At 60.2% G+C, this 25,176-nt stretch carries 18 protein-coding genes and 1 pseudogene; 15 read left to right on the top strand and 4 right to left on the bottom strand.

The annotated features are described in order from the left end of the window. Positions 1–500 precede the first annotated feature (500 nt). Positions 501–2,453: a ligand-gated channel protein gene (locus ACB028_RS12470; RefSeq protein WP_371144421.1), complete on the top strand. Its 1,953-nt coding sequence runs from the start codon at positions 501–503 to the stop codon at positions 2,451–2,453. Positions 2,454–2,533: 80 nt separating this feature from the next. On the opposite strand, the gene ACB028_RS12475 is transcribed toward ACB028_RS12470, so the two are convergent. Both ACB028_RS12475 and ACB028_RS12480 read right to left on the bottom strand, forming a co-directional pair. Further along, complete coding sequence (locus ACB028_RS12475; RefSeq protein ID WP_042070991.1) at positions 2,534–3,922, bottom strand: ATP-binding protein; 1,389 nt, start codon at positions 3,920–3,922, stop codon at positions 2,534–2,536. Between the two features lie 4 nt (positions 3,923–3,926). Beyond that, positions 3,927–4,649 carry a response regulator gene (locus ACB028_RS12480; protein WP_223379491.1) on the bottom strand — a complete coding sequence of 241 codons (723 nt, stop codon included), beginning with the start codon at positions 4,647–4,649 and terminating at the stop codon, positions 3,927–3,929. A gap of 199 nt (positions 4,650–4,848) precedes the next feature. Between ACB028_RS12480 and ACB028_RS12485 the strand changes: the two genes are divergently transcribed. Beyond that, positions 4,849–5,199: a hypothetical protein gene (locus ACB028_RS12485; RefSeq protein ID WP_201980767.1), complete on the top strand. Its 351-nt coding sequence runs from the start codon at positions 4,849–4,851 to the stop codon at positions 5,197–5,199. Between the two features lie 76 nt (positions 5,200–5,275). On the opposite strand, the gene ACB028_RS12490 is transcribed toward ACB028_RS12485, so the two are convergent. Beyond that, entirely contained in the window at positions 5,276–6,184 is a 909-nt protein-coding gene (locus ACB028_RS12490) for a LysR family transcriptional regulator (protein WP_042070989.1), read from the bottom strand. Between the two features lie 253 nt (positions 6,185–6,437). On the opposite strand from ACB028_RS12490, the gene ACB028_RS12495 reads away from it, so the two are divergent. From ACB028_RS12495 to ACB028_RS12530, 8 genes are all read left to right on the top strand, one after another. Continuing rightward, a complete protein-coding gene (locus tag ACB028_RS12495) occupies positions 6,438–6,770 on the top strand; it encodes a hypothetical protein (RefSeq protein WP_371144422.1) in 333 nt (110 codons plus the stop codon). A gap of 29 nt (positions 6,771–6,799) precedes the next feature. After that, the gene (locus ACB028_RS12500) at positions 6,800–7,486 is read left to right on the top strand and encodes a pirin family protein (protein ID WP_371144423.1); all 687 of its coding nucleotides are present in this window, start codon (positions 6,800–6,802) and stop codon (positions 7,484–7,486) included. Between the two features lie 39 nt (positions 7,487–7,525). Then, on the top strand, positions 7,526–7,918 hold the full coding sequence (locus ACB028_RS12505; protein WP_371144424.1) for a DoxX family protein: 393 nt from the start codon (positions 7,526–7,528) through the stop codon (positions 7,916–7,918). 232 nt (positions 7,919–8,150) lie between these two features. Continuing rightward, a complete protein-coding gene (recC, locus tag ACB028_RS12510; protein ID WP_371144425.1) occupies positions 8,151–11,525 on the top strand; it encodes an exodeoxyribonuclease V subunit gamma in 3,375 nt (1,124 codons plus the stop codon). Positions 11,526–11,527: 2 nt separating this feature from the next. Then, complete coding sequence (recB, locus tag ACB028_RS12515; RefSeq protein WP_371144426.1) at positions 11,528–15,133, top strand: exodeoxyribonuclease V subunit beta; 3,606 nt, start codon at positions 11,528–11,530, stop codon at positions 15,131–15,133. Then, positions 15,130–17,169 (top strand): exodeoxyribonuclease V subunit alpha, encoded by a 2,040-nt coding sequence (gene recD, locus ACB028_RS12520; protein ID WP_371144427.1) that lies wholly within the window; start codon positions 15,130–15,132, stop codon positions 17,167–17,169. The genes recB and recD overlap by 4 nt, the downstream gene beginning before the upstream one ends. 172 nt (positions 17,170–17,341) lie before the next feature. Continuing rightward, the gene (locus tag ACB028_RS12525; protein WP_371144514.1) at positions 17,342–17,680 is read left to right on the top strand and encodes a septation protein IspZ; all 339 of its coding nucleotides are present in this window, start codon (positions 17,342–17,344) and stop codon (positions 17,678–17,680) included. A gap of 12 nt (positions 17,681–17,692) precedes the next feature. After that, positions 17,693–18,460 carry a tetratricopeptide repeat protein gene (locus ACB028_RS12530; RefSeq protein WP_223379486.1) on the top strand — a complete coding sequence of 256 codons (768 nt, stop codon included), beginning with the start codon at positions 17,693–17,695 and terminating at the stop codon, positions 18,458–18,460. A 652-nt stretch (positions 18,461–19,112) separates the two neighbouring features. On the opposite strand, the pseudogene ACB028_RS12535 reads toward ACB028_RS12530, so the two are convergent. Further along, positions 19,113–19,510, bottom strand: a pseudogene (locus ACB028_RS12535) (VOC family protein). A gap of 75 nt (positions 19,511–19,585) precedes the next feature. Between ACB028_RS12535 and ACB028_RS12540 the strand changes: the two are divergent. From ACB028_RS12540 to ACB028_RS12560, 5 genes are all read left to right on the top strand, one after another. Beyond that, a complete protein-coding gene (locus tag ACB028_RS12540; RefSeq protein ID WP_371144428.1) occupies positions 19,586–20,452 on the top strand; it encodes an AraC family transcriptional regulator in 867 nt (288 codons plus the stop codon). A gap of 178 nt (positions 20,453–20,630) precedes the next feature. Further along, entirely contained in the window at positions 20,631–21,629 is a 999-nt protein-coding gene (locus ACB028_RS12545) for a diguanylate cyclase domain-containing protein (RefSeq protein ID WP_042024979.1), read from the top strand. Between the two features lie 829 nt (positions 21,630–22,458). After that, positions 22,459–23,829 carry a C4-dicarboxylate transporter DcuC gene (gene dcuC, locus ACB028_RS12550; RefSeq protein WP_026457034.1) on the top strand — a complete coding sequence of 457 codons (1,371 nt, stop codon included), beginning with the start codon at positions 22,459–22,461 and terminating at the stop codon, positions 23,827–23,829. Between the two features lie 47 nt (positions 23,830–23,876). Beyond that, entirely contained in the window at positions 23,877–24,071 is a 195-nt protein-coding gene (locus ACB028_RS12555; protein ID WP_354688596.1) for a hypothetical protein, read from the top strand. 238 nt (positions 24,072–24,309) lie between these two features. Beyond that, complete coding sequence (locus ACB028_RS12560) at positions 24,310–25,074, top strand: helix-turn-helix transcriptional regulator (RefSeq protein ID WP_026457035.1); 765 nt, start codon at positions 24,310–24,312, stop codon at positions 25,072–25,074. Positions 25,075–25,176 lie beyond the last annotated feature (102 nt).

Consider the following 25,176-nt stretch of genomic DNA (forward strand, 5'->3'; position numbering starts at 1 on the left):
TGAACCCATGCCGAACTCAGAAGTGAAACGCGGTAGCGCCGATGGTAGTGTGGCATTCGCCATGCGAGAGTAGGACACTGCCAGGCACCCAACATGAAAACCCCGCTCACTCGAGCGGGGTTTTTTATTGCCTGCTATTTAGCGCTTATACATCGTCTCTGCTGCGCTCACCATGGCAGCCTTGGCCGGTTTACTGGCCCATTCTTGGCTCACCAGATACCCTGTGCCGCTTCCGGCTGTGATTCCCCAGTTCCCTCCAGAACGTAAATAATCCATATAAAACATAATATTATGTTTAGCTACGTATTGAGCTAACAAAGCATTAAATGATAATGATTATTGTTCGATCTTCGTGGCAATGATAGTTACAATTCGGCCTGATTGATAAGTTGTTCTTCATATGGACCTTATTTATCCCCTTCCTGGCAGGAGGCCAGGATGGTGCAACGACTGAAGTAAGGGAATACGCCTCTTTCCTACTTAAACGTTCAGGCCAGAAGATGATAACAGTGAAACCGAACAAGCTTGCCTTGCTGATCTGCTCCACGCTCTCCATGCAGGCCCTTGCCGCCGAGTCCGAAGTGATGGTGGTGACGGCTTCCGGATTCCAGCAGAAAATTGAGGACTCTGCGGCATCCATCTCCGTTATTACCCGTGAACAGCTGGAAAAACGCGCCTATCGCGATGTTACCGATGCGCTTAAGGATGTGCCCGGGGTAGTGATCACCGGCGGTGGCAGCAGCAGCGATATCAGCATTCGCGGCATGGGCTCGAAATACACCCTGATGCTGGTCGATGGCAAGAAGGTGGACAGCTGCGGCACGCGTCCCAACAGCGACGGTCCCGGTATCGAGCAGGGCTGGTTGCCGCCGTTGCAGGCCATCGAGCGGATCGAAGTGGTGCGCGGACCCATGTCTTCCCGTTATGGTTCGGATGCCATGGGCGGTGTCATCAACGTCATCACCCGCAAGACCACGGGTATAGCGTGGCAGGGCTCGGTCCATGCTGATTCCACCTTCCAGGAGAACAAGGATGCGGGCAACAGCTTCCAGACCGATGCCTACGCCGCCGGTGCCTTGATCGATAACGTGCTTGGGCTGCGCTTCAACGGCCAGCTGGCCCATCGTGGTGAAGACAAATTCGCCCAGGGCTTTGCCGAGCAGGAAACCCGTAGCGGCACCGCCGTGCTGAGTTTCAACCCCAACGAGCAGAACCGTTTCGATCTGGAGGCCAGTCGCAGCCTGCAGGATCGGGATCGCACTCCGGGCAACTCCGTCGCTGACAATGCCAAGCCCAGCCTCAACCGCTATGAGCGTACCAACTATGCACTGACGCATACCGGCCAGTATGACTTCGGTTCTTCCAGCAGCTACCTGCAGCAGGAGGTCAACACCAACCCGGGTCGCCAGATGGAGTTGACCAACACCATACTGGACACCCATACCCAGTTCATTCTGGGGGATCATTATCTGAGCGTCGGTGGTCAGTATCGCTATGAAGATCTGCAGGATCAGGGCAATACCCTGAAGGTGGCGAACCCGGCCAGTGAGCTGACCCGCTGGAGCTGGGCACTGTTTGTCGAGGACGAGTGGTCGCTGACCGAGACGTTTGCCCTGACCGGCGGTGTCCGGATGGATCGGGACCAAAACTACGGTACTCACTGGAGCCCGCGTCTCTATGGGGTATGGCACCTGGATGATGCCTGGACCCTGAAGGGGGGCGTCTCTACCGGCTATCGCTCGCCGGATCTGCGCATGTCTGCGGCCAACTGGGGTCAAGTCACGGGTGGCGGCACTCTGGACGGTATGCTGGTCGGTAATCCGGACCTGAAGCCGGAGACCAGCGTGAGTGAAGAGATCGGCCTGCTGTGGGATGGCGGCCAGGGCCTCAACGCAGGTGTGACCCTGTTCAATACCGACTTCAAGAACAAGATCTCCGAGGTGCGTCGCTGCTCCAGCAAGAATGATCCCGCCTGCACCCTCAATGGTCACAGCTACGACTTCATCAGCGATCGCATCAACGTCGACAAGGCGAACATGCGCGGCGTCGAGAGCATGATGGAGTGGGCGATCAATGAGGATTGGTCGGTCAGCTCCAGCTACACCTTCACCCAGTCAGAACAGAAGAGCGGCCCGCTGGCCGGTCATGCGCTGAACCAGATGCCCCGCCACATGTTCAACGGCAGTGTCGATTGGCAGACCACAGAGGATCTTGGCCTCTGGTCCAGAGTCAACTTCCGTGGCGAAACCTCTGAATACCTGAGCCGGGTCAAGATGGCGGAAGGCACGCCCTCCTACACCTTCTTCGACATGGGTCTGGTCTACAAGGCAAACAAGCACCTGAATGTGACCGCTGGCATCTACAACCTGTTCGACAAGACAGTGGATTACGGCAGCTATGGCACTGTGCTGGATGGCCGTCGTTACAACCTCGGCGTGACCTATAACTTCTGATCCCGAGTGCAACGCAACGGGGTCGCCCTGTGAGGGGCGACCCCGTTTTTTATCTCTGTTTTCTCAATGATGGGCAAATGTTAGAGCGGCAGGCTGATCCTGGCCTCCAGCCCCCCTTGCGGCCGATTTTGCAACGTCAGCTCACCGCCGTGCTGATGCACCAAGGTGCGGGCGATGGAGAGGCCGAGCCCCACACTGCCCGATTCGGTGTTGCGCGCCTCGTCGAGGCGCACGAAGGGCTTGAACACGTCTTCCAGATGCTCCTCATCGATCCCGGGCCCGTTGTCGCAGACCCGGATCAGCAGCTCGTCCCGAGTGCGTTCCAGCGACACCTCGGCGCTGCCGGCATATTTGATGGCGTTGCCAATGAGGTTCTGCAGCACCCGGCGCAAGGTGTTGGCCCTACAGGCGTAGACCTGCTTGCCTTCGGCCAGACAGGTGACCGGCTGACCGGTATCGGCATAGTCGTCGCACAGGCTCTCCAGCAGGCTGACCAGATCCAGCTCCCGGGTCGCCTCCTGCTGCCCCTCTTCCCGGGCAAAGCTCAGGGTTGCAGCCAGCATCTGTTCCATCTGTTGCAGGGTCTGCTGGATCCGCTCCTTGTCTTCTCCGTCGGCCAGAAATTCGGTACGCAGTCGCAGGCTGGTGATGGGGGTGCGCAGGTCGTGGGAGATGGCCGCCAGCATCCGGGTTCTGTCTTGCACGAAGCGAGCGAGCCGGGTGTGCATCCGGTTGAAGGCCTGGATCGATTCCCGTACCTCAATGGGCCCCTCTTCTTTCAGGGGATCGATGTCCTCACCGCGACCGAGGCGATCGGCATTGGCCGCCAGCTGTTTGAGGGGGCGGGTGGCACGGCGAAACAGCAGCACCATCAGGCCAATTACCAGGCTGGCGACCAGCATCAGGTTGAGGGTGGTCTGCCAGGACCAGCTGCCCGCTTCCTTGTCCACCAGGGAGCTGAACTGCAGCCAACCTCCCTGTGGCAACTCGATGGAGCCATAGAGCCGCATGTCCCGTGGCGGCGGCCCCTTGCGATCCCGCATCATGCGGGCGTGGTGCTCCCACGCCTTGCTGCGCTGGGAATCCTGCTTCAGCTCGGCGCTGATCTCGACATCGAGCCCGGCCGGATAGCTGAGGCGGGAGCGAACCAGCTGCTCGAAGCGGGGGCTGCGATTGTCCGGCCGCAAGGGCTCATTCGAGAGACGCAGTAACAGGGTTTCGCTGCGGCTCGCCTTGAGGATCTCGTCATAGAGCGAAGGGGGGGAGAGGGAGAGCAGGCGCACCACAGAGATGATCCGCTGCATGGCGTTGCGGCTGTTGACGAAGCCGAGCGCCTCCTCCCGATCCGTGCGATAGATCTGGATGCTGAGCAGCTGGATCAGGATCAGCCCGGCCAGCGCCACCAGGATGATCTGGCCGGTCAGCCCCTTGGGCCACAAACCAGAGCCAAGTCGCTTGAAGGCGGCCATCAGCTTATACCTGCGTCACATCGGCGGAGAACATATAGCCTCCGCCCCAGATGGTCTTGATGAGTTCGGGATTCTTGGGATCCCGCTCCAGCTTGCGGCGCAGCCGGCTCACCAGGGTGTCGATGGCGCGATCAAACGCCACCGCCTCGCGTCCGCGGGCGAGATCCAGCAGTTGATCCCGGCTCAGTACCCGTTGCGGTCGCTCCAGAAACACCTTGAGCAGGTCGAACTCGGCGGTGGAGAGACTCAGCCCCACGCCATCCTCGTCGACCAGCTCCCGACGGTTGATGTCGAGCAGCCAGCGATCGAAGCGCAGATCCCGGGTCAGGGTCTCGGGCGAGGGTTGGGTGTCGGCCTGGGTGCGGCGCATCACCGCCTTGATCCTGGCCAGCAACTCGCGCGGGTTGAATGGCTTGGCCAGATAGTCATCGGCCCCCATCTCCAGCCCTATGATGCGGTCAGTCTCTTCGCCCATGGCGGTGAGCATGATGATGGGTATGCTGGATTTCACCCTCAGTTCGCGGCAGAGGGTCAGGCCATCCTCACCCGGCATCATCAGATCCAGCACCAGCAGATCGAACTCGCGCTCCTCCAGCAGCCGCTTCATCTCCTTGCCGTCCCGGGCGCAGCTGACCCGCAGGCCATGCTGTTCCAGAAAACGCTTGAGGAGATCGCGGATCTCGCTGTGATCGTCGACGACCAGAATGTGGGTGCTGCCTTGATTCATGACTGCCTCTCTTGCTTGGGGTTGGCTCGAGTATACGGAAATCCCTTGCTGGGTTTGTGTCAAAGTGTGCCAGATCAGCAAGATGCCACACTCTGCTACAAAAAAGGGTGATACTGGCAAAGTTCAGACACCAGAGGGGTGTTTACTTGAGGGCAAGGCAAGAGTGCCGAACCCGATTCATCCCGAGAGGAGATAGACCATGAAAAAGCTGACCAAAACCCTGCTGACCGCTACCCTGATCCTCGGCCTGCCGCTGGGTGCCTATGCTGCCAGTGAAGCGACTCCGACCGTTCAACCGGGCCCCATGGTGGACTGCCCGATGGATGGCAGCGGCATGATGGGTGGCAAGCACCACGGTGGTCGTCACGACCGCATGGCCCGCATGCAGAACATGACCCCGGAGCAGATCCAGGCCAACCTGCAGCAACGTTATGATCGCATTGAGGATCCGGCCAAGAAGGCCGAGTTTATCAAGAACCTCGGCGAGCGAGCCAACGGCATGGCAAAACATGCCGAAGCGATGAAACAGTTCGCCGAGGCGAACCAGTAAGCGCCATCGCCGACAGCCAGTCGTAAAGAGGGGAGCCTGAGGCTCCCCTTTCTCGTCTCTGCCAGCGCTCCTGCCCCTATTGCGTCTGGAACAGTTTGGGGATCTCCCGCACCAGCCAGCTCTTGGCTTTACCCATGGTATCGCGGCGCCAGGCCAGCACCACCTGCAGCTGATGGCGATACTCGGGACAGATCACCTTGAGCCGTCCCGCCTTGATGTCCTCCTCGATCCAGCTTTGCGGCATGGTGCCGACCCCAATCCCCGCCAGCAGGGCATCCCGCTTCTCGCTCATGGAGCTGACGGTGAGGCGCGGCTGCTTGTCGAGTAGACGGTAGGTAAGCACCGGCTTGCGCAGCGCCGTATCGGCCACCGCGATGGCACGGTAACGGCGCAGAGTCTCGTCCGCCAGGGGCTCGGCTTCCAGGTGGAGCGGATGATCCGGGTGGGCGACGTAGAGCATCACCTCCTCCCTGAGCAGCTGGTGCTTGATGCCGGTCATCATGATGTCGGGATTGAGGGAGGAGATGAGCAGATCGGCGCGGCTATCCTCCAGACACTCCCAGCTGCCCGCCAGCACCTCGGCCCGCAGTCGCAGCCGGGTATCGGTCAGCTCGGCCAGCCGTTCCACCAGTGGGTAGAGCGCCTGCACCGGCACCAGCGCATCGACGGCGATGGTGATGTCGGTCTCCCAGCCACGGGCCAAGGCCCGGGTCTCGCCCACCAGATGCTCGGCTGCTTCCAAGAGCACCCGGCCCCGTTCCAGCAGCATGCGACCGGCCGGGGTGAATTTGGTTCTGTGACCGCTGCGGTCGAACAGCATGGCGTCCAGCTCGTCTTCCAGCTTCTGTACCGTGTAGCTCAGCGCCGAGGGCACCTTGCCCAGCTCGTCGGCCGCCGCCGCAAAGCTGCCGCGGCGATCGATGGCGTCCAGCACCCGGATCGCCTCCAGGGTCAGCGCCCGTTCCTTATTCAGTTCCTTGGCCATAGCTTGCCTTCAATTTTTTTGAATATGTTTGCCAGTTTATCTCGCTAACAAGTTAGGCCACGCAACTTTAATATTCAATCAACGCTTAGGCAGGAACGCCAAGTGGCCAAATAAAAGGTAGTTCAGTGCTGTGACAGCCCCAAAGGGCACGTCAGACGTCGGTGAAAGAACAACATACTATTTGAATGACCTCTTGCATGGATGCATTGATTCGGGCCAAAGCGGCCTTGGCAATGACATATAAAACAAGAGAGTGAACATGAAAAACGTAATCAAGATGCTGGCCGTTGCAGGCCTGATGACCGCAGGTTTTGCCCAGGCTTCCGTGCCGGCTGACTTCAACGCCGCACCGGGCGTGCTGTTTGTAAACTGGCATGCGAGTGCGGCGATGGATGGCAAGGCCAACCCCATGCTGGAGGTGCGCGATCAGTCCGGTGATCTGCTGGCTTCCGTCCACGCCAGTCTGGTCGGCACCCAGCAGGTGACGATCCCGAGCCGCACCCAGGGCAACCTGACCGTCAGCCTGGCCGGTGACAGCAGCGAGTACCGTATTCCGTTCGGCATCGGCGGTGGCAACCCCCGCTAAGGCGAACCTTCAGAGATGAGGAGCACATCATGATGCAATTGAGAGCCGCAGAGGCGCGGGGCAAGGCCAACTTTGGCTGGCTGGATGCGCGCCACAGTTTTTCGTTCGGGCACTACTATGACCCGGAGTGGATGGGCCACTCGGTCCTGCGGGTCATCAATCAGGATCTGGTGTCGCCGGGTGGCGGTTTCGCCACCCATCCTCACTCCAACATGGAGATCCTGACTTGCGTGCTGACCGGCACCATAGAGCACAAGGACAGCCTCGGCCATGCCGAGCAGATCCCGGCCGGGGATTTCCAGTTGATGAGCGCAGGCAGCGGGATCCGTCACAGCGAGTACAACCCCTCGCAGAGCGAGCCGCTCTCCCTGTTGCAGATCTGGATCGAGCCGAACGAATACGATACGCCCCCCGGCTATCAGCAGAAGAAGATAGAGGCCAGGCCCGGCATGACGCTGGTGGCGTCACCGGATGGCGAGGATGGATCTTTCAGGATCCGCCAGCAGGCCCGGGTCTGGCGCGTGCAGCTTGAGCCCGGTGAATCCCTCACCTGGGAGCTGGCCGGTCGGCACGGTTACCTGCAGATGATTTCAGGGGAGTTGACCGCCAACGGTCTGGCTGCCCGACCCGGCGACGGGGTGCTCAGTCGTGATGAATCAAGTTGGGAGCTGGTGGCAACAAGTGCCACTCAGGCCCTGTTATTTGACCTACCCTGAAGTTGCCAGCTCTGATGCGGCGTGAACGAGGAGATTGAGATGGACAAGATGAAAGATGTGGCACTGCTGGTGGGTCGCGTACTGCTGGCGCTGATGTTTGTGATGGCGGGCTGGAGCAAGATCGGTGGTTACGCCGGTACCCAGGGCTATATGGAGGCCATGGGCGTGCCCGGTTTCCTGTTGCCGCTGGTGATCCTGCTGGAGCTGGGTGGTGGCCTCGCCATCATGCTGGGCCTGTTCACCCGCAGCCTCTCGGTGCTGATGGCCGGTTTTACCCTGATGGCCGCCTTCATCTTCCACTATCAGTCGGCTGATCAGATGCAGATGCTGATGTTCATGAAGAACATCTCGGTCGCCGGTGGTTTCCTGGCCCTGGCGGCGGCAGGTGCAGGCGCTTTCAGCCTGGATGCCCGCCTCGGCAAGAGTTGGTAATGCCCTGACAGTTCGAGTTTTCCAATGCTTTTTGGCCGGTGCAACAGCACCGGCTTTTTTATGCCTGCCACCTACGCCTTTTTGCCATTCGTGATGACGACGTGATCGGCGGCAACAAGTGCCTTTTGCATCTTCCTCCCCGATCCCCGACAATCCCAATTCTTGTTGAAGTGGCGGGGATCCTTGAGGTTTTCCCGCGATCACACCTCTTTTGCATTGGCGGGAATTGCTCATGTTTACCCTCTACCACTCCAATCAGCTGGATCTGCTCAAAGAGTTGCTGGTGAGCCGCATCCGGCAGGCGCCCCTCTCTCACCCCTTCGAACGGGAGCAGATCCTGGTGCAGAGCCCGGGTATGGCCCAGTGGCTCAAGCTGGAGCTGGCCAAAGCCTTCGGCATCGCCGCCAACATCGACTTTCCGCTGCCCGCCAGCTTTATCTGGGAAATGTTCACCCGGGTGCTGGCGGACGTACCTCGTCAGAGCCCCTACAACAAGGGATCCATGAGCTGGCAGCTGATGACCATCTTGCCCGCCCTGCTTGACCGCCCCGCCTTTGCGCCGCTGGCCGCCTATCTGGGGAGTGGGGATGACGCGGATCCTGCCCCTGATCCCGCCAAGGCGCCGGAGCAGGTACGCCTCTGGCAGCTCTGCCAGAAGGTGGCGGATCTGTTCGACCAGTATCTGGTCTACCGGCCGGACTGGATCGCCCGCTGGGAACAGGGGGAGGGATTGAGTCAGGAGCTGGCCGGGGTAAGCGGTCAGGATTGGCAGCCGGAGCTGTGGCGCGAGCTGGTGGCCCGCACCCTGGCGCTCGCCCCCAGCGGCTACCATCGCGCCAACCTCTACGAGGAGTTTATCCACGAGCTGGAGCGCACCCCGGATCTGCCGGGCACGCTGCCCCGGAGGGTCTTCGTGTTCGGCATCTCGGCGCTGCCGCCGCGCTACGTGGAGGCACTGCTGGCCCTCGGCAGCAGGGATGAGGTGGAGGTGCACCTCTTCGTCACCAACCCCTGTCGCTACTACTGGGGGGACTTGCTCGATCGCAAGACCCTGGCGCGCCTCGAAAACAAGCTCAAGCCCGGTACCGATCTCGACACCCTGCAGGGCCCCGCCAACCCCTTGCTTGCCTCCATGGGCAAGCTGGGGCGCGACTACCTGCACCAGCTGATGGAATTGGAGGTGCCGCAAATCGAGGCCTTCGTCGATATCGACGATCAGGATGAACAGGGCCAGGCCAGGCTGCTGCGCGCTATCCAGAAGGATGTGCTGGAGCTGGCCGAACGGGGGGCTGGCGAATTCAGTCTCGATGCCAGCCATCACAAGAGCCCGATCGATCCTGCCGATGGGTCCCTGCAGATCCACGCCTGCCACGGCCCGATGCGCGAGCTCGAGGTGCTGCACGACCGGCTGCTGGCGCTGTTCGAGCAAGACCCCACCCTCACCCCGAAAGACGTGGTGGTGATGATGCCGGATGTGAACAGCTATGGCCCCTACATCCAGGCGGTGTTCGGGGCGAGAGGCCAGATCCCCTTCGCGGTGTCGGATCGGGCGGCGAGTCAGGAGAGCCCGCTGCTGCAGAGCTTCCTCGCCCTGCTGAGACTCCCCAACGCTCGGCTGGGGGCTGGCGAGCTGCTCGCCATCCTCGAGGTGCCCGCCGTGCTGCGCCGCTTCGAGCTCGATGACGACGAGTTCAACCAGTTGCGGCGCTGGGTGCAGGAGACCGGCATTCGCTGGGGGCTGGATGACGGTTACCCGGAGCGCTTCAATCTGCCGCGCCTCTCTGGCAACAGCTGGCTGTTCGGCCTGCGCCGCATGCTGCTCGGTTTTGCCATGGGGGATGGCGAACCGGTGGCCGGCATTTTGCCCTATGCCGATATCGAGGGGCAGCAGGGGCTGGCCCTCGGCAAGCTCGCCTGGTTCGTCGACTCCCTGGCGGAATTTCTGCCCCGCCTGCAACAGGCGCAGCCGCTGCCCGAGTGGATCGCCTGCCTCAACGAACTGCTGGAGCGCTTCTATCTGGCCGACGAGGATGAGGAGCGCCAGCTGCAGCTTATTCGCAGCCAGCTGGCTGACTGGCTCGCCCAGCTCGGCGAAGCCCGTTTCGAGCAACCCATCAGCGCAGACCTGCTGCAGGATTACCTCGGCAGCGTGCTGGGGGAGTCCCGCTCCAGCCAGCGCTTCCTCGCCGGTCAGGTCAACTTCTGCACCCTGATGCCGATGCGCTCGATCCCCTTCCGGCAGGTCTGCCTGCTCGGCATGAACGACGGCGTCTACCCGCGCACCCTGCCCCCCATGGGGTTTGACCTGATGGCGGTGGCGGGCCGGCGCGGGGATCGCTCCCGTCGCGACGACGACCGCTACCTCTTCCTCGAGGCGCTGCTCAGCGCCCAGCAGGGGCTCTATATCAGCTATCAGGGCTTCAGTGCCCAGGACAACAGCGAGAAGGTGCCCTCCGTGCTGCTGGCGGAACTGATCGACTATGTGCGTCAGGGCTTCGTGCTGGCGGGGGATGAGGCGCTCGACGACGAGACGTCCGGCAAGCGGCTGCTCGAACACCTGATCGTGGCACACCCGCTCACCCCCTACAGCCGTAGCTACTTCTATCCAGAGGCGGATTCCGGCCTCTTCACCTATGCCGCCGACTGGCTGCCGGCCCTGAGCCCGCAGCGCGGGGCCGCCAACTTCCAGAGCGGCGAGCTGCCGTTGCCGCCAGATTGGAACAAAGGGGGGGGCAAGGAGCAGGGGCTGGAGCTGGCGGAGCTGCTGCGCTTCTATCGCCAGCCCGCCAAGTATTTCCTCAACCGCCGCCTCAAGGTGTGGTTCGAGCTGGACGAGGCCGAGATCGAGGACAGCGAACCGTTCGAGCTGGACGGCTTGCAGCACTACCAGCTCAAGGCGCTGCTGCTCGATGCCCACCTCGAGGAGGGGGAGAGTGAGGAGCGTCGCCAGCGCCTGCAGCTCTCCGGCCTGCTGCCCCAGGGCTGGTTTGGCAGCCTGCTGCTGGATGATCTGGATGCCGAGATGGGCAAGCTGGCGGCGCGCCTGCGCCCCTGGGTGGCGGCCGATGAGGCGGACAAACAGGCGGTGGAGATCGATATCTCCCTGAGCCAGGGCCAGCTGCAGGGGTGGATCGACACCCAGCAGGGGCGCTTGCTGGTGATCAAACCCGGCAGCTTCAACGGCAAGGATCTGCTGCTGGGCTGGATCCAGCACCTTTGCCTCTCCTTGAGCGATGCCCCCGGCGACACCCTGCTGTTTGACGCCAAGCAGAGCCTGCGCCTGCCCAGGCTTGTGGCCGACGAGGCTCGGCCAAAACTGGCGGCGCTGGTGGCCCTCTGGATGCAGGGGATGAAGCGGCCGCTGCCGTTTTTCCCGAGCACTGCCTGGGAGTGGATCAAGGGGATCGAGAAGGATCCGGAGAAACCGGAGGCGGCCGACAAGGCGGCCCTCGCTCGCTTCAACGGCGGCTACATGGTGACGGGGGAGGGGCAGGACGTCTACGTTGCCCGCTGCTTCCCGGAACTCGATGACGAGGTGCTGGCCCAGCTGCAGGCGCTGGCCCGGGAACACCTGACCCCGCTGCTGACCACCTTGGAGATGATGTAATCATGGCTAACCCGCTCAATACGCTGCGTTTTCCCCTCCATGGCGAGCGGCTGATCGAGGCCTCCGCCGGCACCGGCAAGACCTACACCATCGCCGGCCTCTATCTGCGCCTCTTGCTGGGCCATGGCCCGCTCATTGAAGAAGGCGAAGACGCCGGTCAGCCCAGCGCTCACGAGCGGCCCCTGTCGGTGACCGAGATCCTGGTGGTGACCTTTACCGAGGCGGCCACCGCCGAACTGCGCGGGCGGATCCGCGCCCGCATCCACGAGGCGCGCCTCGCCTTTATGCGCGGGCAAAGCACGGATGCCCTGCTGGCCCAGTTGCTGACGGAGGTGGAGGATCACGAACTGGCGGCCCGCCGCCTGCTGGCCGCCGAGCGGCAGATGGACGAGGCGGCCGTCTTCACCATCCACGGCTTCTGCCAGCGGATGCTCAAGCAAAATGCCTTCGAGTCGGGCGCCCTCTTCGAAACCGAATTTCTCACCGACGACAGTCAGCTCAGGCTGCAGGCGGTGAGCGACTACTGGCGCGCCGAGTTCTATCCGGTGGATAAAACCCTGGCGAGCGCGGTGCGCGCGCTCTGGCCAAGCCCGGCGGCCCTGCTGCGGGAGATGAACGGCTGGCTCGACAACAGCGAGCTGGAGATGCGCCCGCCGGCGGGGGACGAAACGCTGGCCGCCCGCCATCAAGGGGCCATGAGTCGCATCGCTGCGGTGAAGCACGAGTGGCTGGCGCAGGTGGACGAGATCCGCCGCCAGACCGACGGCCACATCAGCCGCTACACCGGCAAGAACTACGAGGGGTGGCTTGCCAAGATAGCCGACTGGGCGCAGGACGGGAGCAGCGGCTATGCCATTCCCAAGGAGCTGGATCGCTTCGGCCAGACGGTGCTGGAGGCGAACCTCAAGAAGGGGGGCGAGCTGCCAACCCTGCCGCTGTTCAGCGAGATCGACGCGCTGCTGGCGAGCCGCCCCGGCATCCGCGATCTTATCCTGCAGCGGGCCGCCGTGGTGGTGCGCAGCCGGATGCAGGCCAGCAAGCGCCAGGCCCATCAGCTCTCGTTCGACGATCTGCTCAAAGACCTCGACGGGGCGCTCGACTCCCCCCTTGGCGAGCGGCTCTGTGAGCGTATTCGCGCCACCTACCGGGTCGCCATGATCGATGAATTCCAGGATACCGACCCCCAGCAGTACCGTATCTTCCATCGGCTGTACGGCGGCCACCAGGATACGGCGCTGTTGATGATCGGTGACCCCAAGCAGGCCATCTACGGCTTTCGCGGCGCCGACATCTTCACCTACATTCAGGCGCGGCGAAATGTGAGCGCCCACTACACCCTGGGGCGCAACTGGCGCTCCAGCGGCGCCCTGGTGGCCGCGGTCAACGGCCTGTTCGAGCGGGCCAAGGATCCCTTTATCTACGAGGCGGATATCCCCTTCCTGCCGGTGGAGGCGCAGGGCAAGAGCAAGGCGCTGCGCCTCGACGGTGAAACAGCCCCCGTGCTGCACTGCTGGCAGCTCACCGGCCAGCCCACCTTCAACCGGGGGGATTACCAGAGCAAGATGGCCCGCGCCACGGCGGCGGAGATCCACCGCCTGCTGACCCTGGCCCGCGAGGGCAAGGCGCTGATCGGCAGTGAGCCGGTGAAAGCCGGGGATATCGCCGTGCTGGTGCGTACCGGCGCCGAGGGCAAGCTGGTGCAGCAGGAGCTGGCACGGCTCGCCATCGCCTCGGTTTATCTGTCGAATCGCGAGAGCGTGCTGGAACAGGTGGAGGCGCGGGAGATCTTGCTGATCCTGCACGCCTGCCAGAACCCGAGTGAGGAGAGAAGTTTGCGGGCGGCGCTTGCCACCGGCCTGTTCGATCTCGACGCCAAGGCCCTCGACGAGCTTGCCTCGGACGAGCGGGCCTGGGAGAGCGCGGTGCAGGAGTTTATGGAGTACCGCAAGGTCTGGCACAAGCGCGGCGTGCTGGCCATGCTGCGGGCCCTGCTGCACCGGCGCAATCTCGCCGCATCGCTTTTGGCGAGCCCCTACGGGGAGCGACGGCTGACCAACTTCCTCCATCTGGGGGAGCTCTTGCAGCAGGTGAGCAGCGAGCTGGACGGCGAATACGCCCTGCTGCGTTGGCTGGGGGAGGCGGTGAACCGCCAGAGCGGCCAGGATGCGGAGCAGATACTTCGCCTGGAGTCCGAGCGAAAGCTGGTGCAGATCGTCACCATCCACAAATCCAAGGGGCTGGAGTACCCGCTGGTGTTCCTCCCCTTTATCTGCAGCCACCGCAGCGCCGACACGCCGCTCTATCACGAGGGCGATGAGGCGGGCAATCGCACCATTCTCGATCTCACCGGCGCCGAGGAGTCCCTGGCAGAGGCCGACAAGGAGCGTCTCGCCGAGGATCTGCGCCTGCTCTACGTGGCGCTGACCCGGGGCGTCTACGCCACCTGGCTGGGGCTGGCGCCGGTGCGCTCCGGCAGCGGCAAGTCTGAGAAGACCGACCTGCACCAGACCGCCATCGGCTACCTGCTGCAAAAGGGCGAGGAGGGGGACGCCGCGACTCTGGCCACCGCCCTCAGTGCGCTTGCCCAGGATCTGCCTGGGGTGGCCGTCGGTGAGCCCTCGCTCACCCGCCCGGCCCCGCTGCCGCCAGAAGAGGAGCAACTGGGCGAGCCCCAGGTGCGTCGCTTTGGCGGCACCCTTGAGCGGGACTGGTGGATCAGCTCCTACTCCGGTCTCGCGGCCCAGGGCCACGGTCACAGCAAAGGCGTGTTGGCCAACCCCGGCTTCGATGACGAGGTGGTCACCGAGGCGGCCGCGTTGGCGACTGAACAACCGGAAGAAGCACCCCAGCCCTCCATCTTCACCTTCCCGAAGGGGGCGCGCCCCGGCACCCTGCTGCACAGCCTGTTCGAGACCATCGACTTTCAAAGTGCCGCAGGCGAGCCGCTGGCACAGAATATTGCCACCCTGCTGGCGCAGGATGGCTTCGACGAGAGCTGGGCCCAAGTGCTGCAACAGCAGGTGGAGGCGGTGCTGGATACCCCGCTTGAAACGGGCTTTGGCGAGCCAGTACGGCTGCGGGATCTGGCCCCCGAGCGCAAGCAGGTGGAGCTGGAGTTCTTCCTGCCCATGGGGCGGGTGACGGCACCTGCGCTGACTGCGCTCTGCCAGCAGCACGACCTGCTGTCGCGGGGCAACAAGCCGCTGAGCTTTGCCACCGTGCAGGGGATGCTCAAGGGCTTTATCGACCTGGTGTTCGAGTGGCAGGGGCGCTGGTATCTGCTCGACTACAAATCCAACCACCTCGGCATGAGCCCGGCCGACTACAGCCGGCCGGCGCTGGAGCAGGCCATGGTGGAGCATCGCTACGACCTGCAATACCAGCTCTATTCGCTGGCGCTGCACCGGCTGCTTTCCCTGCGTCTGCCGGGTTACGACTTCGACCAGCACTTTGGCGGGGTCTTCTATCTGTTCCTGCGCGGCATGCCACAGGGGGGGATCTTCCATACCCGCCCCAGCCGCGAGCTGGTGCAGGGGCTGGATCGGCTGTTTAGCGAGGGGGCGGCGCCCGCCCTCGCACAAGTTTCGGATAACGGGGTAGAAGCATGAAGAGCGCAATGATGATTGAACGGCTCAAGGCCCTGGCGTTGGCGGGGCGCATCCGCCAGCTGGATCTGCAATTTGCCAAGCTGGTGGCCGATCTCGGTGGCGGCCCCGAGCTGGTGCTGGGGGCGGCGCTCGCCTGCTTCGAGCTGGGGCGCGGCCATGTCTGTCTGCCGCTTGAAATGCTATCTGCCGGATCCTTGCGCCCGTTCGGGCTGGATCCGGATCAGAGCCGGGATCTGCTGGCCGATCTGGCGGATCCTGCGAGCTGGCCCGCCCTGTTTGCGGCCAGCCCGCTGGTTGGCGGCGAGCAAGATGAAGGGGAAGCCCCGCGCTGGCCGCTGCGGCTCTGGCACGGGCGCCTCTATCTCACCCGCTACCACGATCATGAGCAAGGGGTGGCCCGCCATCTGCGTGCCTTGAGTGAACGCGCCGAATGGCCGGAGATTGCCCCGGCCCTGTCGCGCCTCTTTGCCCGCGACTACGGCCTGGTGTTCGCGGCCCTGCTCAAGGCCCGTCTCGCCCCCGACTTCTCGGCCCGCCACTTTATCGAGAAGTATCTGGATCTGGTGTTCCCGAACGAGGTGGAGTGGCCGGCCATCGAGACGCTGCTGGCCAGCGCCCAGGCCGCAAACGACCTGAACAAGCTGGATGCGCTGGTGCCCGAGTCGCTCTGCTGCAACGGCCAGAAGCTGGCGGCGGCCACCGCCGCGGCGCGCCCCTTTGCGGTCATTTCCGGCGGCCCCGGCACCGGCAAGACCACCACGGTCGCCAAGCTCTTGGCCATTCTGGTGGAGACCGGTCTGCAATCGGGTAAGGCACCGGCGATTCGGCTGGTGGCCCCCACCGGCAAGGCGGCGGCGCGTCTGACCGAGAGTATCGGCTCTGCCCTGCAGGCGCTGGACTTGCCCCCCGAGTGGGTGGAAGCCATCCCCACCGAGGCGGGCACCTTGCACCGGCTGCTCGGGGTGATCCCGGGGCGCAGCCAGTTCCGCCACCACAAAGGCAACCCGCTGCACCTCGACTTGCTGGTGGTGGATGAGGCCTCCATGGTCGACCTGCCCATGATGGCGCGCCTGCTCGATGCGCTGCCGAGCCATGCTCGCCTGATCCTGCTCGGCGACAAGGATCAGCTCGCCTCGGTGGAGGCGGGGGCCGTGCTCGGCGATATCTGCAGCTTTATCGAACAGGGCATCAGCCCTGCGCAGGCGGACTGGCTCTCCCGCCAGACCGGCTACCGCCTGCAGGGCACGCCTGCCGGGGCCCCGGTGCGCGACAGCCTCTGTTTACTCTCCAAGAGCTGGCGCTTCGATCAGCACTCCGGCATAGGCCAGCTGGCGCGCGCCTGCAACGGCGGCGATGCGGCGGCGGTGGAGGCGGTCTGGGGCATGGGCTTTGCCGATATCAGCCTGCACCCCTGGGCGGGGGAAGCCTACGACGAGTTGATTGCCCAGGGGGTGGCCGGTTACGGCAGCTATCTGAAGGCGGCCCGCGCGGGGGAAGCTCCCGCCTCCGTGTTCAAGGCATTCAACGGCTTTCAGATCCTCTGCGCCCTGCGCGATGGTCCGTTCGGGGTTGAAGGGCTCAACGAGCGCCTCGAATTGGCCCTGTCACGGGCGGGGCTGATTGCCCGCGATGGTGACTGGTATGCCGGTCGCCCGGTGATGGTGGTGCGCAACGACCATGGGGTCGGCCTCTACAACGGCGATATGGGGCTCTGCCTGCCCGATGAAAGCGGGCGGCTCAAGGTCTGGTTCGAGCAGCCGGACGGCACCCTGCGCGCCCTCTTGCCCAGCCGATTGCCGCCCCATGAGACCGTCTACGCCATGACCATCCACAAATCCCAGGGCTCGGAGTTTGCCCATACCGTGCTGGTGCTGCCGGACAGCTCCAGCCCGCTGTTGACCCGCGAGCTGGTCTATACCGGCATCACCCGCGCCAAGGCCCGCCTCGATCTCTACGGCGATCGCGCCCTGCTGGCACAGGCAGTGCGGAAAAAGACCGAGCGGTATTCGGGTCTTGCGGAGAGATTGGGGGAGTGAGCGACTGGATGGCGGTAAACGAAATTTACCGCGGTCTGTTGTGCATAGATGTTCGAAAATATTTAATTGCAGAAAATAATAGGAGGTTCAGGTGATTAAAAGTGTATGGGGGTTGTATTGGCGGACATGCTTATTATTTCTCTTTGCAGCGTTACCCTTATCGTTTTTCGAGATGCATTTTTTTGTTTCTGAATCATGGATAGTATTGAAGCCTTCGATTTTTTATATGGTTGTAGGTGCTTTGTTATTCGTGCCTTTTAATCATCGCAAAGGTCTATTGTTTTCTCTCTGGGGTAATCGCTTAGACCTATGTGATATAGTCTGGTGTTCTTATCGAAAGGTCATGGGGACATCTTATATTCTATACGCAGCGATATTATATGTTGTCAGTGAAACATTGCCACTAACCTACTGGGTATATACAAAAGTATATGGCAGCCTATTTGTGAATTTTGTTTTATCTATTCTGGTAGGTGTGATGGTTATACATAAAAACAGAAGGAAAATTTAAGGCGTCAATGATATGAAATTTACAAGTGTGAAGTTTGTTTTAATGGTGTTGACGCTATATCTTAGCGCTAATCTCTTTGCTAATGCAGCAGAATCTGGTGATGATATAGCCAAAGAGATGTGTGCAAAACTGCCTGTGGTTATCAAAAAAGGTAATGAATTATACAAGGCCGGGGAATATGCCAAAGCAAGTGATTATTTTACGGAGCAAGTCTCACTAAGTGAGGGGTGTGGATATATTTATGGTAAGCCAGATCAAGCGGCGACTATTACGGCATATAACAATGTTGCACTTTCTTATATAAAACAAGGGGAGAAGCTTAAGGCTCTGGCCTGGTTGTCATTAGCCCCGAATGATAAAAAATCTAAATTCAACTACAGTCTGCTTAAAAGTATGCCTGCCTCCGTTGGGCCTGATATGGTGGGAACCTATTGGAAATATGCTGGTTTCGGAAGTTGGAATGTGGCCTCTGTAGAAAAGCATGGTAATGACTACTTGATATCCTTGAATCTGCTCTATTTTGGGTTAATGGGGATGGCTTATGGTCCTAACATTGGGGACATTTCTCAGGTCGTGACTATGAAGGATGATGAGGGATTGATAAAACTTACCGGTGAAGAAGGTAATTGTGAGATTTCAATAAAATTTATAGATAATGGTATCCTGAAGATTGATACAAATCCTGATAGAAAAGAGTGTGGTTTTGGCCACAATGTATATGCGCACGGTGATTTTATTAGAGTATCGAACAGACCTACACCATTTGACATAGGTTACTGAGTAAGAGCGAAAGTGTTTTTTGTTGAGTTTTCACGTTGTTCATTTAAACGACAAAGACATTATTAGTTGAAGGAATTGTGATTTGGATGGAAGCGCTCAACATTCCCTATATATTTTCTTTTTCCCGTCCCCTCATCCCCAACCCTTCTCCCACAAGGGGAGAAGGGGGTAAAGATCGCCTTTACCACCTCTGCTTACGTTTAAGCTTCGTTAATTTAATTCGCGTGGCTGGCGATCATATCTTCGATGTTGCTTTATCCCCTCTCCCGTTGGGAGAGGGCAGGGTGAGGGGATCATTCAGGTATTAGATGGTCAACTCCAGCCGGTTGCCTTCCGGGTCTAGAAAGGTGCTTTCGTAATATCTCGTATGTTGGGCTTCGCAGGCTCAGCACCAACCTACAAGTTGCGTAGGTTGTGGCTGAGCGTAGCGAAGCCCAACGTTTACCGAGAAATCTCTTTTTTCCGGCCCCTTCTCCTTTTTTATAAATAAGCGGGAGAAGGGAGCAATGCCGTCACCGCCGTCCGATTACGCTTCGCTAATCGAACCTGCATGGCTGACTATTTTGCCGTCAACCGAGTCGACATGGCTGGCGATCATCCCTCGATGCTGCTTTATCCCCTCTCCCTTTGGGAGAGGGCAGGGTGAGGGCGGCTAAATGGTCAACTCCAGCCGGTTGCCTTCCGGGTCGAGGAAGGTACTCTCGTAATAGCCGTCACCGGTCCAGCGGGGGCCGTCCAGGTGTTTGACCTCGGCCCCTTGAGCAGCTTGAGGCGGGCGGTCATCTTGTCCACCGCCTCCACACTGCCGAGGGAGAAGGCGAGATGGGCCAGCCCCTGTAGCGGGTGAGGCAGGTGCAGATCCGCCGGAAACAAGATGGGGGTATGCATCAGCTCCAGGCTGGCGCCCCCCTCGAAGCGCACGAAGTAGGAGCTGAACTGCTTGGCTTGATTGTGGTAGCGCTCATTCGCCTGACCGCCAAACAGCTTGCAATAGAAGGTTTTGAGGGCCTCCAGATCCTGCGCCCAGATGGCGACGTGATGAATGTGCATGATGTGTCACTCCTTGGGTTGATGGCTCCATGCTATGCTCGCGCCATCCTTGCCGACATGGCTGATGCCGTCCTGATGATGTCTGAAACTGCCAATAGCGATCTTATCGATGTCTCCCCTGACTGCCGCGAGCAGATCTGCTGTGACAGCCTGCTGTCGGCCCTCACGCAGGAGCAGGTGTGGCTGGCGGGGTATTCCCGCCTCAAGACCCGCTACCGCATCGCCCGCCGCTTTACCGATATGCACTGCTTTCTGTTGACTCTGGGCGGCGAGGGGGAGGTGCTGGTCGGGGATAGTCTTGAGCGACTCCAGGTCGGGGAGTGGGCCCTGATCCCGGCGGGCCAGCCACTTTGCTATCACTTGGGTGAGACGGGCGAGTGGGAGCTGGTGTGGTTGCTGCTGCACAAGGACTCCCCCTGGGATGCCTTCGCCAGCCAATCCTGGCTGGGTTGCACCTCCCAGCAGGCCACCCTGCTGCGCACCGTCGAGAACCTCTATGCGGAGCAGGAACGCCATCAGGATCCGCTGCTCAGTGCCCTCTTGGTGGAGCAGCTCGGCTTTTACCTGCGTCGCCTGCTGCAAAAGGGGGAGGGGCAGAGCCGCGGCGAGCGGCTGGCGCTGCGCCTCGAGCTGATGCTCAAGGATGCACTGGCCGAGTGCTGGGATGTAGCGCGCATGGCCGGCGCCCTGCATCTCTCCGAGCGCCAGCTCTACCGGCTCTGCCAGCAGCACTTCGCGCTGGCGCCCATGGCGCTGCTGCAACGGCTGCGTTTGCAGCGGGCGGCGCTGTTGCTGGCCAGCCGGGCCGATTCGGTCAAGCTGCTGGCCGAGCAGTGCGGCTTTCGCAACGAGTACCACTTCTCCACCGCCTTCAAGCGCCAGCACGGCCTGGCACCCAGCCACTATCGCCACCGGCATCATCCCGCCTTCAAAAAAGGATAAGAGTGAAACCCTTCGCCACACTTATGATGACGCTTGGCCAGAGGGATCTGCTTGTGGTGGCCGATCTGCCGGGTGAGCCAGAAAGCGGAGAGATCCCGGATCCTGTGCCAAGATAATTCGATGGGTTGAATAGACTTGTTCCCCGTAGGGTCATGGGGCAGAAATCAGGATGATAACTATGGTGCAGGAGAGCACGACGATCCGGATATCGGATGTCAGCGAGGCGGTAGTTCACGGCATCCTTGAGGTGATCAGCGACGGGATCTGGGACTGGAACGCCAATAGCGGGTTCGTCTATCGCAACCCCGGCTGGTACCGGATGCTGGGTTACGAGCCCCATTCGCTGGGCAACAACGTCTTCACCTGGGAGACGGTGATCCACCCCGATGACATGGAGCGGGTGATGGCCCACTTCGATGCCTGTCTGAACGGCACCTCTCCCGAATACAGGGTCGAGTACCGCTGCCGTTGCCAGGATGGATCCTTCGTCTGGATCGAGGACTACGGCCGGATCATCGCTCGCAACGAGGATGGTTCCGTGGCCCGGATGATAGGCGCTCATCGCGATATCAATGCCCAGAAGCTGCTGCTGGATCAGCTGGAGCGGCGCAACCAGTCGCTGGAACAGCTGGTGGCCGAGCGCACCGCCGAGCTGGAACAGCTCAACGCCGCCTTGCTGCAGAAGGTGGATGAGAATCGCCAGCTGGCCGAGACCGACTCCCTGACCGGCGCCGCCAGCCGCTACCGGCTGGAGCGGGTGTTGCAACTGGAGTGCGAGCGGGCCCGCCGTTTCCATCAGGTGTTTACCGTGATCGCCATGGATGTGGATGACTTCAAGCGGATCAACGACAGCCATGGCCACGCCGCCGGGGATCAGACCCTGATCAACATAGTGGCGCTGGTGCGCAACCATATCCGCGAGATCGATTTGCTGGCCCGCTGGGGTGGCGACGAGTTTATGGTAGTGCTGCCCAACACGGGCCTGGAGGATGCCAGGAAGGTGGCTAACAAGCTGCAGGCCTTGATGGCGGTAGCCTCCATCTGTCCTCATATGTCCATCTCCATCAGTTTCGGACTGGCGGAGTACCAGCAGGGCGAGCCGCCGGAAAGTCTGATGGTGCGGGCCGATCGCTCCCTCTATCAAGCCAAGCAGCGGGGCAAGAACCGGGTCTGTTGAAGGAGGTAATGGCATATGACAAAGGGCCGGATGGAGATGCCTCCGGCCCTTTGTCACGGTGTGTGGCTCGACCTGACCTAGGTTGTGCAGCTCTCCTCCATAACCGACATGGATATCTTGTTGGCTCTCTATGAGGGGAGGGCTTGTCGTATGGATGAGTTGATAATAATGAGTCGCTCTTGCTCATATATTTTAAGTGATAGCGAATATTGTCATGATGATAAATTAATAAGTATTGGTGTTAAGGCTCAATAATAGATTCCTTCACTGCGGATTATATATTAAACGGACTCTTTGCTTGAACTGACTTGCTATTTTGCGGCCTGTTTACGCGGCGACAGGTTACTCATCGTTTGTTGGCTGATTGTCTATCAATCATGGAGTAAGTAGATTCTTTTTACCCTGATTAACCCTGGAGTACCAGCTGGACTGTTTGTGGTGAGATGAAGTTTATACCTGAATTTAAACCTTATAACCAGCATAAAGTGTTGCTGGTTTTTGTTATAACGACCTTTTTGACCGGGTGTGTGTATCTCGCTCAAGTAGGGAACTGAAGGTTCGATGATCGGGACAGTATGCCTGAATTCAGGCTGCACCCGTTGTATAGGGCTATATCCTAATAAGTGCGGCTATCCCCGAACTACGGGGCATATTATTGTAAAGACGATATATCTTTGATGTTTGATAGTTGACTCAATATTGGTTATTGGGAGAGTAATCACAATCCCTCATTATATTTTCAGGCTATCGTTTCCCCGCCAAAATGCCTATTTTCAGCAATAGCAATCAGATGTGGCCAGGCCTGATCCGTGCCGCAACAGGGGGAGAAATGTCGACAATATTGATTCTGGTGGTGGTGGGGCTGGTGGCCTACGCCATGCTCAAACGGTTCAATCCACAGGCGACCTTGCTGACGGCGGGTCTGGTGCTGCTGGCTTATGCCCAATGGATGGGGATCACTCCCATTCTGCCTGCCGAAGAGAGTCAGGGTTTCTGGTTCTTCGATCTGTGGGAGAAGTTCGCCATGGTGACCAATTCCCGTCTTGCCTCTACCGGTTTGACCCTGGTGGCGATTGCAGGGGTGGCGACCTACCTCAACCAGATCGGCGCCTCGGCGGCCCTGGTCAAGGCCACTTCCCGTCCTATCATGGCGCTGGAGAACCCCTATGTTCTGCTGGGGATCATCCTGCTGCTGGTTTCCATCCTCTATGTCTTTATCACAGGGGCGACCTCGCTCTCCCTGCTGTTGATGGGCACCCTCTATCCCTTGTTGCGTAATGCCGGGATCAGTGCCAAGACGGCGGTGGCCACTATCGTGATCCCCACCGCCTGGGAGTTTGGCCCCGGTCAGATCAATGCGGTGATCGGAGCCAAGGCGATCAATATCGAGGTGATGCCGTTTGTGGTGAATCATCAGCTGCTGTTCCAGATCGCCCTGCTGGTGTGTATTCCCTTCGTCAACATCGCATGGCAGCGATATTGCGACCGCAAAGAGGGTTACGACACCGCCGCCGAGCGGGGCAAGTATTTGCACGAGTTGGAGGAGAAACACCATGACACCCCGGGTTATTACGCCCTGCTGCCGGTGATCCCCTTTGTCTTTCTGTTCGGCTTCTCCGAGCTGTTTGTCAGCGCCATCAAGATGACCATTCCGGTGGCCATGATGTCGACCATGACCCTCTGCATCATTATCGAGGCACTGCGCTACCGTTCCATCAACAAGGCGTTTGCCAACTTCGAAGCCTGGCTGACCGGTACCGGCATGATCTTCGGCAGCGTGCTGACCCTGATGCTGGCGGCCGAGTTTTTCTCAGCCGGTCTCACCAATATTGGCGCCATCACCCAGCTGATTGATTTGGCCAAGTCGTTCGATCTCAATCCTATCGGGTTGTCGCTGGTCTTCTCGCTCTTCATCCTGCTGACTGCCTTTATCACAGGTTCCGGCAATGCGCCCGTGATGGCCTTTATTCCCATCGTGCCGCTGGTGTCGGGCCAGTTCGACATCAACCCCTTGCTGCTGCTGGTTCCCATCCTGTTTGCCGCCGGGATTGGCCGCACCATCTCTCCGGTGGCCGGGGTGATCATCACGGTAGCTGGCATTGCCAATCTGAGCCCGGTGGATGTGGTGAAACGTACCTTCGTGCCCATGATGGCGAGCATGGCGGTGGTGATGGTGCTGACCGCGATCCGTTATATCTGATCGCTACAACAAGGAGGCAAGCGCTTGTCATTGGCAGGCGCTTTTTTATGCACCCAATCTGCTTGGTTGGTGGGGGAGGGATTGCCTTTTTCACCGGATGCGGGCAAAAGAAAAGAGCGGGGCTCTTGCAAGCGCCGCTCAATGCCAGGAAAGAGAAAAAACCTTGCGGTTTAAAATCAAAAAATTTGGAAGCAAACAATCGATTTCTCAACCAGGAAGGTCTTGAATTCGATACGTTTTGATTATGCGCCTTGTTATATGCAGCACTAGTAAAATGTTTACGAGTTGAAAGATATGCGCTGCCAAGTATCAATTTTTGATACTTGCTTCCGTAACTGGTCTGGCCTTCGCCCTTCGCAGGGGCATTTTTTCTCGATGACAATTTTTCGGTGTCAATATTTGAGCCTTATGCCTTAATGTGGCTCATAAGCTGACTCGGCATAACCATGCAATCAAGCTGCAACAACAAGGAAGAGTGGCATGACCTACAGCCAGACCTTGGCCAACCAGATCCTCGATACCCTGAAAAAGAGCCTGACCGATAAAGGGATCCGCTATCAGACCCTGGCGGAGGCCATGGGGGTTTCCATCGCTACCGTCAAACGGATGATGAACAAGCCCTCCCTGCCATTCGACACCCTGCTGGAGATCTGCCATCTGGTGGGATTGTCATTTGAAGAGCTGCTGGATCGCACTCAGGATGCCCAGAGTCGGCGCGCCGTCTTCACTCAGGAGCAGGACGAGGCGTTTCACAATGAGCCCGGCCTCTACGCTTTTCTCGCCAATATCTTCTGGCGCGACAAGACCCTGATCGATCTCAAGCGGGAGTATGGCCTGACCGACGCTTCTTGCTACCTCTACCTGCGCAAGCTGGAGAAGCTCGGCATACTGCAGCTTGGCCTCGACAACAGCTATCACTTCCTCATCAGCGAGCGGATCAGCTTCGAGCAGCACAGCCGCTTCGCTCGCCAGCAGGCCCGCCAGGCGATGTCGGTGCTGGGGGATTATCTGGTGGAGAACATGCACAAGCCCAACAACTACATGGCCCTGTGTCAGCTCCATCTCAACGAGAGCGAGGCGATGGCGCTGATCGAGCGGATGAAGGAGTACTGGCATCAGGAACTCAAGCTCAATCGCCCCGCCATCGGCCATCAGGAACACAGCAAGACCTACACCATGTCGCTGCAACTGGCGGACTGCGGCTACCAGAGCTTCGACGACCTGATCCCCAATATCGACAACTGATCCCGGCGGATCCCGTGGGATCCGCGTCTCTTTATCTCCCGGAGTTGTCCGCCTGTTCAGGCGATACCCATGACCTCATGCGCGCCCGCGCTGCCCGTCTGT

Origin of the sequence: Aeromonas sp. S9(2024) (genome assembly GCF_041403185.1) — a bacterium.
Lineage (GTDB): Bacteria > Pseudomonadota > Gammaproteobacteria > Enterobacterales > Aeromonadaceae > Aeromonas > Aeromonas enteropelogenes.

Bases quoted from the DNA above. Each gene is read 5' to 3' on its own strand.
- ACB028_RS12485 (WP_201980767.1), top strand. From the start codon at position 4,849: ATGAAAAAGCTGACCAAAACCCTGCTGACCGCTACCCTGATCCTCGGC.
- ACB028_RS12470 (WP_371144421.1), top strand. From the start codon at position 501: ATGATAACAGTGAAACCGAACAAGCTTGCCTTGCTGATCTGCTCCACG.
- ACB028_RS12505 (WP_371144424.1), top strand. From the start codon at position 7,526: ATGGACAAGATGAAAGATGTGGCACTGCTGGTGGGTCGCGTACTGCTG.
- recC (WP_371144425.1), top strand. From the start codon at position 8,151: ATGTTTACCCTCTACCACTCCAATCAGCTGGATCTGCTCAAAGAGTTG.
- dcuC (WP_026457034.1), top strand. From the start codon at position 22,459: ATGTCGACAATATTGATTCTGGTGGTGGTGGGGCTGGTGGCCTACGCC.
- recB (WP_371144426.1), top strand. From the start codon at position 11,528: ATGGCTAACCCGCTCAATACGCTGCGTTTTCCCCTCCATGGCGAGCGG.
- recD (WP_371144427.1), top strand. From the start codon at position 15,130: ATGAAGAGCGCAATGATGATTGAACGGCTCAAGGCCCTGGCGTTGGCG.
- ACB028_RS12530 (WP_223379486.1), top strand. From the start codon at position 17,693: ATGAAATTTACAAGTGTGAAGTTTGTTTTAATGGTGTTGACGCTATAT.
- ACB028_RS12560 (WP_026457035.1), top strand. From the start codon at position 24,310: ATGACCTACAGCCAGACCTTGGCCAACCAGATCCTCGATACCCTGAAA.
- ACB028_RS12475 (WP_042070991.1), bottom strand. From the start codon at position 3,922: ATGGCCGCCTTCAAGCGACTTGGCTCTGGTTTGTGGCCCAAGGGGCTG.
- ACB028_RS12525 (WP_371144514.1), top strand. From the start codon at position 17,342: ATGCATTTTTTTGTTTCTGAATCATGGATAGTATTGAAGCCTTCGATT.
- ACB028_RS12540 (WP_371144428.1), top strand. From the start codon at position 19,586: ATGATGTCTGAAACTGCCAATAGCGATCTTATCGATGTCTCCCCTGAC.
- ACB028_RS12490 (WP_042070989.1), bottom strand. From the start codon at position 6,184: ATGGCCAAGGAACTGAATAAGGAACGGGCGCTGACCCTGGAGGCGATC.
- ACB028_RS12500 (WP_371144423.1), top strand. From the start codon at position 6,800: ATGATGCAATTGAGAGCCGCAGAGGCGCGGGGCAAGGCCAACTTTGGC.
- ACB028_RS12545 (WP_042024979.1), top strand. From the start codon at position 20,631: ATGGTGCAGGAGAGCACGACGATCCGGATATCGGATGTCAGCGAGGCG.
- ACB028_RS12555 (WP_354688596.1), top strand. From the start codon at position 23,877: ATGCACCCAATCTGCTTGGTTGGTGGGGGAGGGATTGCCTTTTTCACC.
- ACB028_RS12480 (WP_223379491.1), bottom strand. From the start codon at position 4,649: ATGAATCAAGGCAGCACCCACATTCTGGTCGTCGACGATCACAGCGAG.